The following is an 11843-nucleotide window of genomic DNA, read 5'->3' as shown; positions in this document are numbered from 1 at the left end:
TTCACGCCCCGGACCGGCACTCTCAGGAGCTCTGCATCAATGGCTATCAGCGTTTTCGACCTGTTCAAAATCGGCATTGGTCCCTCCAGTTCTCACACCGTCGGGCCGATGCGCGCCGCGGCGCTGTTCGTCGAGTCGTTGCGCGACAAATTCCTGCTGGAGCAAGTGCGCCGGGTCGAAGTGCAACTGTTCGGTTCGCTGTCGGCCACCGGTGTCGGTCACGGCAGCGACAACGCGGTGATCATGGGCCTGATGGGCGAGTGGCCGGACGCGATCGACCCGTCGCAGATCGGCCCGCGGATCCAGGCCCTGCGTGAAACCCACACCCTTTTGCTCGATGGTCGTTTGTCGGTGCCTTTTATATGGGCCCGCGACATGCGCCTGATCGACGAGAACCTGCCATTCCATCCCAACGCCATGACCCTGGTCGCCGAAGGCGATCACGGCGAGATTCATCGCGACACCTACTATTCGGTCGGCGGCGGTTTTGTCGTCGATGAGGCGCAGGCGTCCAGCGGTGTGGTGGATCTGGATCGCACCGAATTGCCTTATGACTTTTCCAGCGCGGTCGAACTGCTGGAGTTGTGCAAGCAGAACAACCTGCGCGTCGCCGAGCTGATGATGGCCAACGAGAAAGTCTGGCGCAGCGAAGAGGAAATCCGCGCCGGGCTGATGAAGCTCTGGCGGGCGATGCAGGATTGCGTCGAGCAGGGTCTGAGGCACGAAGGCATTCTGCCCGGCGGACTCAACGTGCGCCGGCGTGCGGCGAAACTGCACCGCAGTCTGCAGGAACTGAACAAGCCCAATGTGATCGGCTCGACCCTCAGCGCCATGGAGTGGGTCAACCTGTTTGCCCTGGCGGTAAATGAAGAAAACGCTGCCGGCGGGCGCATGGTCACGGCGCCGACCAACGGCGCGGCCGGGATCATTCCGGCGGTGCTGCACTACTTCATGAAATTCAGCGAAGCGGTGACCGACGCCAACGTGGTCGACTATTTCCTTGGTGCGGCGGCCGTGGGGATTCTGTGCAAGAAGAACGCCTCGATCTCCGGCGCCGAAGTCGGTTGCCAGGGGGAGGTCGGTTCGGCCTGCGCAATGGCAGCAGCGGGGCTGGCGGAAATCCTCGGCGCGAGCCCGGAGCAATTGTGCAACGCAGCGGAAATCGGTCTGGAGCACAACCTCGGTCTGACCTGCGATCCGGTCGGTGGCCTGGTCCAGGTACCGTGTATCGAGCGCAACGCGATTGCGGCGGTGAAGGCGATCAACGCGGCGCAGATGGCCTTGCGCGGCGATGGCCAGCACTTTATCTCGCTGGATCGGGTGATTCGTACCATGCGAGATACCGGTGCCGACATGCATGACAAATATAAAGAGACTTCGCGCGGCGGGTTGGCGGTCAGCGCGGTTGAGTGCTGATTTCCCGATAGCACCAGACCAGTCAAAACTGCGCACCAAGTGAGCATCGACAATAAAACGCGCCACCTTTTGGCGCGTCGCAATCAGATAAGAGTCTTTCCCACGTACAGCGCCTGATTCACAGGTGCTACCGTCCGTCACCTGTGCCAGCGGTGACACTGTAGGACAATCCGCCGCAGCCCTGTTCCCACAAGTGCTACCGATCTGCTCACGCACGCCGGGGCAGGGCTTTCACCGCCGCTGATGGCACTTCGAATCAGCTCTCATCGGAGCGCTTGTGTAGACGCGTCGCGACGTCGTTTTCAGGAGTTATTGAACGGCCATTCAATTTTAGGCATGGCAATTGCTCTGTCATAACAAAGCCCGTCTCACGCAAGAGAACGATGGCAATAACAAGAGCCTCCGCCTGAGGCCATCACCCGCTTTGTGTGAGGAGATACCGCGATGACGTCGTTCAACTCCGGGGCTCAACCCCAGAACCGTGCGCCTCAATCCATCGGCTTTCTGCTGCTGGACAATTTCACGCTGATTTCCCTGGCTTCCGCAGTCGAACCGCTGCGCATGGCCAACCAGTTGTCCGGTCGCGAGCTGTATCGCTGGACGACCCTCACCGTCGACGGTGGTCAGGTCTGGGCCAGTGACGGTCTGCAGATCACTCCCGACGCCTCCATGCACAAAGCCCCGGCCCTCGACACCATCATCGTGTGCGGCGGGATCGGTATTCAACGCACCGTTACCCGTGAACATGTCTCGTGGCTGCAAAGCCAGGCGCGCCAGTCCCGTCGCCTCGGTGCCGTGTGCACCGGCAGTTGGGCCCTGGCCTGCGCCGGCCTGCTCGATGGCTTCGATTGCAGCGTGCACTGGGAATGTCTGGCGGCAATGCAGGAAGCTTTCCCTCGCGTGGCGATGAGCACCCGTCTGTTCACCCTCGACCGCAACCGTTTCACCAGCTCCGGGGGCACCGCGCCGCTGGACATGATGCTGCACCTGATCAGCCGCGATCACGGCCGTGAACTGTCCGCCGCGATCTCCGAGATGTTTGTCTACGAACGCATCCGCAACGAGCAGGATCACCAGCGTGTGCCGCTCAAGCACATGCTCGGCACCAACCAGCCGAAGCTGCAGGAAATCGTCGCGCTGATGGAAGCCAACCTGGAAGAGCCGATCGACCTCGACGAACTGGCGGTGTACGTCGCCGTGTCCCGTCGCCAGCTCGAGCGCCTGTTCCAGAAATACCTGCATTGCTCGCCGTCGCGCTACTACCTCAAGCTGCGCCTGATCCGTGCCCGGCAACTGCTCAAACAGACGCCGATGTCGATCATCGAAGTGGCGTCGGTCTGCGGCTTCGTGTCGACGCCGCACTTCTCCAAGTGCTACCGCGAATATTTCGGCATTCCACCGCGTGACGAGCGCGTCGGTTCCAACACCACCCAGCAGGTGGCGATGCTGCCGCTGCCGCAGGCCATCGTGATGTCGCCGCTGTCCGGGCCGATGTCGGCGCTGAGCCAGGCGCGCAACGAGTCGACCTTCGCCAGCGTGCGTCTCTAAAACGAAAGATCGCAGCCTGCGACAGCGCCTTCAGGAAAGGCACTGTCGCAGGCTGCGATCTTTTTTTCGGTCAGATGTCAGGCGCGGGTTTGCTGATACTGCGCCAGGGCCGGCAGCAACTGCTTGTCGATGGCTTCGCGCACGGTCGGCTGAATGCTCGCGCTGCTGGTGTACATCTGCTTGACCATGGTGCGCAGCGTGTTGGCCCGCACATCGTCCAGACCCCGCACCGCGCACTCGCAGGCCTGCAGGGCAGTTGAGCCCGACGGCACTTCGAATCCCAACGACTTGAGCTGGCCCAACAGGTCTTCCTGATCGATCAAATCGGCATACATCATGACGCGAATCCTTCTTCGGCAACGGAGGTCGTGACTCGATTCTGGTAGGCCTGCACAGGCACGGCAAGGGCGATTTGTCGCAGTGGCCGCGACGGCTATGAACAGGTCGTTTTCGGCTAACTCGTGTTACCGGGGAGTGGGCACACTGGCCTCAGCTCGCTTCACGAAGGTTTGGTCACCCTCGGCACAGCAGCTCCTCAACAGTACCCTCGCCCCGATCCTGTCACGGCTTGTATCGGGGTTTTTTTTGCCTGTGTGTCAGGTAAATCGAGGTGCATTCATCGCCAGCAGGCTGGCTCCCACATTGAAATGCGCTCTTTGTGGGAGCCAGCCTGCTGGCGATGAACGATGACGCGGTTTAGCGTTGCAACACCAGAATCCGCGACAGCAACTCATCCCGATCGATGTAGCAGCCTTGAAAGTGCCGGGCCCCGGTGGACGGGTCGAACGCATTGCGCGCATGCAGGGTGCGGCGGTTGTCGAAGCACCACAACTCGCCCGGATTGAGCCGCTGCATCAGCCGGAAACGTGGTTCGCGGGTCATGGCGATGAAGCGCCGGTAAGCGCGATACAGCAGGGGCATTTGCGCCACTGACGTGTCGAACGCGCCGCGCAGAAAATTGGCCATGCGGATTTCCGCAACCCGGCCCAAGGCATCCAGAGCGATGATCGGCGCGAGGCAGCGATAGTCGCTGTGGCGGTCCTTGTTGCGAAACTCCACCGGGATCTCGCACAGCGCCTGAAACGACGCGGGATCCTCCTGGCGCAACGCTTCGGCAATCGCAAAACCGTCGACGAAAATGCTCTCGCCACCCTCCGCGTCGTTCACCAGGCAATGTAGAAATTGCAGCCCCGGTTGCAGCTCGCGGGTCGGCAGATCCGTGTGCAATGGCAGGTTGAAAGCGGTGTAGGCATTACTGTCGGCATCGGCCTTGGATTGCACGTTGAACAGCACGCCGAAGTTGCTCTCGCGGATGAACGAAATGCGCTGGGCGATCAGCTTCAGCGAGCCGGGTTCGGTGGGTACGCCGCGCACTTGAGTCAGGCCGATGTCGCGCACTGCCAGCAACCATTGCAGCAGTGCGGCGTTGTCGTTCATCAGGGCTGCATAGTCGAACACCGGCAACTGCAAATCGCTGCGCCACAGGAAGGGTTTCGGCCTGGCGGCGAAGCGTTCGGCGCGGGATTCGTCGTCGTAGGCGTGGGCCCGCAGCCAGCCTGCATCGAAGCGGCTGAGGTGGCCGTCCTGCCAGTCGATACGCAGGCAGCCATCGGTGTCGATATGCGCGGCGGAGGGCGACAGATCCTGCGCCGCATCGACGATCTCGAACACTTGCTCGCGGGTGACGCTGTAGACGCAGTGCGGACACGGACAGTTGTCGCGTAGCCACACGTGGTGGAACGGGCTGACACGCCCGTCGGCCCATTCAATCAAGACGCGATCCGCCAGGCTCTGCACGCCGTTCAGCGCGCTGATCAACGGATAGGTACGGAAATCGGCAACAGCAGCGGCGGTTTGCATGGCGGCTCCTTGCGATGGATGGATTTACCGGGCTGGGGGCAGGGCGATGACCCGGCCGATGTAAGCCGGGGTGGGCAGGTCGGCCTGCTCGGCGACGATGGCTTGCAGACGGCCCAGGGTGTCCGGGGTGAACGGTGCGGAACGTGGCCCGGCGAGGTCGACGTGCAGCAGCATCTGTTCGTTCCCGGCCAGTTCCTTGTCGCCGCCGGCCAGGTGCAGGCTGTGATAGAGGTGCAGGCGTTTCTGGTCGTGACCGATGATCTGCGTGCGCACTTCGACTTCGGCGTCGAGCTTCACTTCGTGCAGGTAGTTGAGGTGCAGTTCGAGGGTGAACAACGAGTGACCGCTGGCTTCGCGGTTGTTGCTGTCCATGCCGAGGCGATCCATCAGGGCGTCGGTGGCGTAGCTGAAAATCAGCAGATAGAAGGCGTCGCGCAGGTGGCCGTTGTAATCGACCCAGTCGGGGATGATGCGGGTTTGGTAGGTGGTGAGGGTGGGCATGTTTATCTCCAGGCACGATCGTTCCCACGCTCTGCGTGGGAACGATCAATATGCGATCACTCGCTGAAACTCATCCCGTGCTTTTCTTTGGTGGTCTTCACCGCCTCAAGCACCGCCAGCAAGCAATCATCACGATAGCGCTCCAGCGCCGAAATACTGTGTCGGCCCAGTTGATCGCTGGTGCCATCCACCACATCGTCGATCAACTTGTCGGTCAGTTCCGGTGCCGGCAGGTACGTCCACGGCAACTGCAACGCCGGGCCGAACTGCGACATGAAGTGACGCATGCCGGCATCGCCACCGGCCAGGGTGTAAGTCAAGAACGTGCCCATGAACGACCAGCGCAGACCGGCACCAAAGCGGATCGCATCATCGATCTCTCCGGTGGTCGCCACACCGTCGTTGACCAGGTGCAGCGCCTCGCGCCACAGCGCTTCGAGCAGGCGGTCGGCGATGAAGCCCGGCACTTCCTTGCGCACATGCAGCGGGCGCATGCCGAGGGATTCGTAGACTTTCATCGCCGCTTGAACCGCTTCCGGCGCGGTGTTCTTGCCGCCCACCACTTCCACCAGCGGCAGCAGGTAAACCGGGTTGAACGGGTGACCGACCACGCAACGTTCCGGATGGGTCGAGCTCTCGTAGAACTCGCTTGGCAACAGGCCTGAAGTGCTGGAACCGATCAGGGCATTGGGCTTGGCCGCTGCGCTGATCTTGCTGTGCAGCTCCAGTTTCAGTTCGAGGCGTTCCGGGGCGCTTTCCTGGATGAAGTCCGCATCGCGCACGCACTCTTCAATGGTCGCGACAAACCGCAAGCGATCTTGCGAAGCACCCGGCGCCAGACCGTTTTTCTCCAGCGCGCCCCAGGCATTGGCCACGCGTTTGCGCAGCGCCGCTTCGGCACCCGGCGCCGGGTCCCAGGCCACCACGTCGAGGCCATGGGCGAGGGCGCGGGCGACCCAGCCGCTGCCGATGACGCCGCTGCCCAGTGCTGCGAAGGTTTTGATTTCGGTGATAAAACTCATGGTGATTTCCTAGGAAAATTCGGTGATTCCCTGTGGGAGCGGGCTTGCTCGCGAATGCGGCGGCACTGCTGATGAAGATGCTTCGGATGTACCAGCCTCTTCGCGAGCAGGCTCGCTCCCACAGGGGTAAATAGGTGATTGTTTAGCCGCGCTGGGTCAGGCCCATCTTCTTGCGGCCTTCAGCCGGGGTCAGCACGCGGGCGCCGAGGCGGCTGAGGATTTCGCTGGCGCGTTCGACCAGTTGGCCATTGGTCGCCAGCACGCCTTTGTCCAGCCACAGGTTGTCTTCCAGACCGACCCGCACGTTGCCGCCGAGCAGCACCGCTTGCGCGGCCATCGGCATCTGCATCCGTCCGATGCCGAACCCGGCCCACACCGCATCGGCGGGCAGGTTGTCGACCATGGCTTTCATGGTGGTGGTGTCCGCCGGGGCGCCCCACGGGATGCCCAGGCACAGCTGGAACAGCGGATTGTCGAGCAGGCCTTCCTTGATCATCTGTTTGGCGAACCACAGGTGACCGGTGTCGAAAATCTCCAGCTCCGCCTTCACGCCCAGCTCGGTGATGCGCTTGGCACCAGCCCGCAGTTGGGCCGGGGTGGAGACGTAAATGGTGTCGCCGTCGCCGAAGTTCAGGGTGCCGCAATCCAGCGTGCAGATTTCCGGCAGCAGTTCTTCTACGTGGGCCAGACGGGTCAGCGGGCCGACCAGATCGGTGTTCGGACCGAACTCCATCGGGTTCTCGCCCGGGCCGATTTCCAGGTCGCCACCCATGCCGGCGGTGAGGTTGACGATGATGTCGACGTCGGCTTCGCGGATACGCTCCATGACTTCGCGGTACAGCGCCACGTCGCGGCTGAACTTGCCGGTCTGCGGGTCACGGACGTGGCAGTGCACGACCGTGGCGCCGGCCTTGGCCGCTTCCACGGCGGCTGCGGCGATTTGCTTTGGAGTGACCGGCACGTGAGGGCTCTTGGCGGTCGTGTCGCCAGCACCGGTGAGTGCGCAGGTGATGATGACGTCGTGGTTCATGGTGCGTTTTCCTTCAGGCGTGATGGGTCTGTTCGCAGCCCGTGGCGGGCTGCGAAGGGGGCGTTCGTTGCGGTTTATTTGCTGGTGAGCTGGAGGTTTTCAGCCGCCGGTTTGCCATCGAAAGTGGTAACGCCTTCGAGCCAGCGCTGTTTGTCCTGCGGGTGATCTTTGAGCCATTGTTTGGCCGATTCGAAAGCGTCCTTGTGATCGAGCAGCGGCTGCATCATCCGGCTCTCGTCTTCGGCGGTGAATGTCAGGTTGCTCAGCAGGCGACTGACGTTCGGGCATTGTTCGGCGTATTTCGGCGCGGTGACGGTCCATACGGTGGCCATGCCTTCGTTCGGGCCGAGGGCGTCGTCGCTGCCGGTCAGATAGGTCATCTGCACGTTGACGTTCATCGGGTGCGGCGCCCAGCCGAAGAACACCACGGCTTCCTTGCGGCGCACGGCGCGATCGACGGCGGCGAGCATGCCGGCCTCGCTGGATTCCACGAGCTGGAACTTGCCGAGGCCGAACTGGTTCTTGGCGATCATCGCCTTGATCTGAGTGTTGGCCCCCGAGCCTGGCTCGATGCCGTAGATCTTGCCGCCCAGTTCTTTCTCGAACTTGGCGATGTCGGCGAAGGTTTTCAGACCCTTGTCCGCCAGATAGGTCGGCACGGCGAGGGTGGCGCGGGCGTCCTTGAGGCTCGGTGCCTGGAGGACTTTGACCTGATTGGCGTCGACGAACGGGGTGATGGTCTGGGTCATCAGCGGGTTCCAGTAGCCGAGGAACAGGTCCAGACGCTGGTCGCGGATGCCGGCGAAGACGATTTGCTGGGAGGCGCTGGTCTGTTTGGTGCTGTAGCCGAGGCCGTCGAGCAGAACCTGGGCCATGGCGCTGGTGGCGATCACGTCGGTCCAGTTCACCACGCCCATGCGCACGTTCTGACACGATGCGGAATCGGCCGCCATGACACTGGCGCTTAAAAACGCGGTACCACTGAGTGCGAGAACACAGCTGCTGATCAGTCGTTTCATGTCGGGTTCCTCGGCAGGTCGTTATTGTGGGTTCCGGCATCTGTCGTGCCGGTGATGCCAAATTACGCAGCTATGCCCCCGCAAAAACGCACTGCGGCGACCAGCTCTTGCACTGCAGCGACCTGTGCTCTTGAATGCCGCCGACAACTGGCGTATCAACGTTGCACGCTACCCGCTAACCGAGTGCGCGCCATGTCCCAGGATTTCTACTTTCTGTTGATGCCGGGTTTTTCCGCCATCGGTTTCATCTCTGCGATCGAACCGCTGCGGGTGGCCAACCGCTTTCGCGGCGAGCTGTACCGCTGGCACGTCTTGAGCGCCGATGGTGGAGCGGTGCTGGCGAGTAATGGAATGTCGGTCAACGCCGATGCGGCGCTGGAACCGCTGAAGAAAGGGGCGACGCTGCTGGTGATCGCCGGGTTCGAACCGCTGAAGTTCGCTACCCCGGCGCTGGAGCACTGGCTGCGACGGCTGGACAACGAAGGCGTGACCCTCGGCGCTATCGACACCGGCAGTTTCGTCCTCGCCGAAGCCGGTCTGCTCGATGGTCATCGCCTGACTCTGCACTGGGAGGCCATCGACGCCTTCAAGGAATCTTATCCACAGCTCAGCGTCACCCAGGAGCTGTTCGAGATCGACCGTCGGCGCATCACGTCTGCCGGCGGCACTGCTTCCATCGACTTGATGCTCGACCTGATCGCCCAGGCCCACGGCCCGCAACTGGCGATCCAGGTCAGCGAGCAGTTCGTATTGGGGCGAATTCGTCCGCGCAAAGACCACCAGCGGATGGAAGTCGCCACGCGCTACGGCATCAGCAACAAGAAGCTGGTGCATGTGATTGGCGAGATGGAGCAACACAGCGAACCACCGCTGACCACGCTGGAACTGGCGGAATCGATCAAGGTGACGCGGCGGCAACTGGAGCGTTTGTTCCGGCTGCATCTGAATGACACGCCGAGCAATTTCTATCTGCGCTTAAGGCTGGAAAAGGCCCGGCAGCTGTTGCGCCAGACCGACATGAGCGTGCTCGAAGTGAGCATCGCCTGCGGGTTTGAATCACCGTCGTATTTCACCCGCAGCTACCGGGCGAAGTTTGCCCGGTGTCCGCGGGAGGACCGGCGACGGGAGACCGTTTGACGGACGATTATAGTTAATTATACTTTCAGGTATAAATTACAGTCGTTTGAATAATTGAGTGTAAAACCATGTCCAGAAACAATGGCTTCGTTTTTCGCCGCCCCGCTCTGGCCCGCAGCGTTGCCGATGGTCTGGTGGGTGCAGGTCTGCAGGATTTCACCTCCGGCCTTTTTCTGGCAGCGCCGCGTCGCACGGGCAAAAGTACCTTTTTGCGCGAGGACCTGATTCCGGAATGCCAGGCCCGTGGCTGGCTGACGGTTTATGTCGACCTGTGGGCCGACAAGGAAAAAGACCCTGCTGACTTGATCGCCAGTGCCATTGCAGGCGCGTTGGTCCCCTTTGAAAAGGGCATCCGCAAACTGGCGAAGAATATCGGCATCGAAAAACTCAGCTTTCTGCGCACCTTGTCCTGGGATTTCACCAAGCCGCAACTGCCGGCCGGCGCGACCCTGACACAAGCGCTGGAACTGCTCCACAGTGCCGCGGAAAAATCCGTAGTGCTGGTAATCGATGAGGCCCAGCACGCACTCACCACCGCCGCAGGCATCAACGCGATGTTTGCCCTGAAGGCAGCGCGGGATCAGCTCAACCAGGGACGTGAAGGTGAGGGCAGCGGTTTGCACCTGGTGTTCACCGGTTCCAATCGCGACAAACTCGCGCACCTGGTGCTGGGCAAGAGCCAACCGTTCTTCGGCTCCAGCATCACGCCCTTTCCATTGCTGGGGAAAGAGTTCACCCAGGCGTACACCTTGCACCTCAACGCCCATCTGGCCGAGACCAATCAGTTCAGCGCTGCCGATATCGATGAGGCCTTCGAGTTGGTGGGGCGGCGCCCGGAAATGTTGCGCACCATCATTGGTGAAGTGGCACTGGAACTGGGCGAGGCCAGCAATCTGGGGCAGCTGCTGCACAGCCGAGCCGAATTGTTGCGCGCAGGCGTGTGGACCGAGTTCGAGAGCGCCTGGAACGCTCTGACCATCCCTCAGCGCGCCGTGCTGGAGGTGATGGTGGAGCGCTCACAGAACAACGAGCCTTTTGCTCCGTTCACTGACAGCACGCTCATGGCAGTCGGCAAGGCACTGGAGAACATGGGCAGCGACGTGGTGCCGGGCACCCAGACCATTCAGGCCTGCATCGATGCCCTGCGCGACAAGGAGCTGGTGTGGAAGTCGAGCCGTGGAGGCTACGCACTGGAGGACAAGTCCTTCGGTGACTGGCTGAGCGCGCGCAAGGCGCGCTAGTTATTTCTTCACCAATGCCGAGCACGCAGCCTTGTAGGCTTCATGCTGATACTTGTTCAGCGTGCCCGGCAGTTCGAAGTTGTGCTTCTTGGCCTGGGCGTTGATCGTCTGCGGCGACAGCAGCGTCACCTCGCAACCGTCCAGCAGCTGAAACACACCCTCGATCTTGAACGTGGTCGGCCCACCGGCAAACTCGCCCTTCTTGCTGCGCTTCTTGATCGCGATGCGATCAATCGAGTTCTCGCGCACGAACGACGCCACCTGAGCCGCGAACAGCTTCACGTTGGCCGCCTCGTCGTCATCCTCCAAAGCGATTTTTTTGGTGCTCAGCGCCACATGGCTCAGCACCGAACCGTCGAGGGACGCCACGGCGATGATCGCTTCACTGCCTTTGATTTCGATACCGCAGATGTTCATGTGAATCCCTTGATTGGCTGAAGAGGTGCAGCTTACAGCTCAAGCTGGTTGGCGGTGATGCCAAATGCCGCTGCAATCTTCTCGCGAGTGGCCTTGCGCGGCTTTGCAACGGTTTCCTGTTGGGCAAAAGCCGGCTGCGAAATACCCATGCGTTTCGCCACTTCTTCCTGGGTCAGGTTGAGATGTTCGCGCCAGGCCCTGATCGGAGTTGCCCCGTCGACAATGCGACTGACCACCTCATGGGGAATCAGGTCAGGCTCCATTTTCTGCGCCACATATTGCGCATACGGAATGACTACGAAAGCGGGTTTACCCTCGGAATCATTGATGATTTGGATGTCAGTAAGTGCGTTCATCGCGTTTTTTTACCTCTTGAATACTGACCACTTTGATCGCGCCATCCCAGTCGAACATGACTCGGTAATTACCGACACGCAGCCGATAAGCGTAGTCATGACCAACCAGTGCTTTCACATTGCCCACATCAGGCATGTCAGCAAGCACCGTGATGGCATCTCTGACCTGACACTGATGAGCGGAATGCAATTTCAGGAGTTGCTTAACGGCCTTTCGAGTCCAGTGGATGCTGTTCATGGCAGAATATAAGTCTTTTATAAGATTTGCGAATCTTTGCTTATATTTTTCAGGTGGC

Annotated in this window: 13 protein-coding genes; 4 read left to right on the top strand and 9 right to left on the bottom strand. The window is 61.1% G+C overall.

What is annotated here, in order from left to right; all coding sequences use genetic code 11:
- The first annotated feature begins 39 nt into the window (after positions 1–39).
- Complete coding sequence (locus NE357_RS26685; protein WP_169432240.1) at positions 40–1416, top strand: L-serine ammonia-lyase; 1377 nt, start codon at positions 40–42, stop codon at positions 1414–1416.
- Between the two features lie 444 nt (positions 1417–1860).
- Entirely contained in the window at positions 1861–2964 is a 1104-nt protein-coding gene (locus NE357_RS26680; protein ID WP_065260190.1) for a choline metabolism transcriptional regulator GbdR, read from the top strand.
- Between the two features lie 77 nt (positions 2965–3041).
- On the opposite strand, the gene NE357_RS26675 is transcribed toward NE357_RS26680, so the two are convergent.
- The 6 genes from NE357_RS26675 to choX form a co-directional block, all read right to left on the bottom strand.
- Positions 3042–3302: a hypothetical protein gene (locus NE357_RS26675; RefSeq protein ID WP_169432239.1), complete on the bottom strand. Its 261-nt coding sequence runs from the start codon at positions 3300–3302 to the stop codon at positions 3042–3044.
- Positions 3303–3660: 358 nt separating this feature from the next.
- On the bottom strand, positions 3661–4824 hold the full coding sequence (locus NE357_RS26670) for a gamma-butyrobetaine dioxygenase (protein WP_169432238.1): 1164 nt from the start codon (positions 4822–4824) through the stop codon (positions 3661–3663).
- Between the two features lie 24 nt (positions 4825–4848).
- Complete coding sequence (locus NE357_RS26665) at positions 4849–5325, bottom strand: thioesterase family protein (protein ID WP_169432237.1); 477 nt, start codon at positions 5323–5325, stop codon at positions 4849–4851.
- 56 nt (positions 5326–5381) lie between these two features.
- Positions 5382–6347 (bottom strand): L-carnitine dehydrogenase, encoded by a 966-nt coding sequence (locus NE357_RS26660; RefSeq protein WP_007959763.1) that lies wholly within the window; start codon positions 6345–6347, stop codon positions 5382–5384.
- Positions 6348–6489: 142 nt separating this feature from the next.
- Complete coding sequence (locus NE357_RS26655; protein WP_011336296.1) at positions 6490–7377, bottom strand: BKACE family enzyme; 888 nt, start codon at positions 7375–7377, stop codon at positions 6490–6492.
- A gap of 74 nt (positions 7378–7451) precedes the next feature.
- The gene (gene choX, locus NE357_RS26650) at positions 7452–8396 is read right to left on the bottom strand and encodes a choline ABC transporter substrate-binding protein (protein ID WP_169432236.1); all 945 of its coding nucleotides are present in this window, start codon (positions 8394–8396) and stop codon (positions 7452–7454) included.
- A gap of 192 nt (positions 8397–8588) precedes the next feature.
- Between choX and NE357_RS26645 the strand changes: the two genes are divergently transcribed.
- Both NE357_RS26645 and NE357_RS26640 read left to right on the top strand, forming a co-directional pair.
- Positions 8589–9533 carry a GlxA family transcriptional regulator gene (locus NE357_RS26645; protein WP_169432235.1) on the top strand — a complete coding sequence of 315 codons (945 nt, stop codon included), beginning with the start codon at positions 8589–8591 and terminating at the stop codon, positions 9531–9533.
- A 68-nt stretch (positions 9534–9601) separates the two neighbouring features.
- Positions 9602–10774, top strand: coding sequence for a hypothetical protein (locus tag NE357_RS26640; RefSeq protein ID WP_169432234.1), 1173 nt, complete (start codon positions 9602–9604; stop codon positions 10772–10774).
- On the opposite strand, the gene NE357_RS26635 is transcribed toward NE357_RS26640, so the two are convergent.
- From NE357_RS26635 to NE357_RS26625, 3 genes are read right to left on the bottom strand one after another with little or no spacing between them, the layout of a single operon-like run.
- Positions 10775–11191, bottom strand: coding sequence for a DUF3010 family protein (locus NE357_RS26635; RefSeq protein ID WP_169432233.1), 417 nt, complete (start codon positions 11189–11191; stop codon positions 10775–10777).
- Between the two features lie 32 nt (positions 11192–11223).
- Positions 11224–11547, bottom strand: a complete 324-nt coding sequence (locus tag NE357_RS26630) for a helix-turn-helix domain-containing protein (RefSeq protein WP_169432232.1) — start codon at positions 11545–11547, stop codon at positions 11224–11226.
- Positions 11531–11785 (bottom strand): type II toxin-antitoxin system RelE family toxin, encoded by a 255-nt coding sequence (locus NE357_RS26625; RefSeq protein ID WP_169432231.1) that lies wholly within the window; start codon positions 11783–11785, stop codon positions 11531–11533. Before NE357_RS26625 ends, NE357_RS26630 begins: the two co-directional genes overlap by 17 nt.
- Positions 11786–11843: the final 58 nt, after the last annotated feature.

The sequence above is a fragment of the Pseudomonas sp. G7(2022) genome (assembly GCF_052660475.1).
This window is presented reverse-complemented; position numbering and strand designations above follow the sequence as displayed.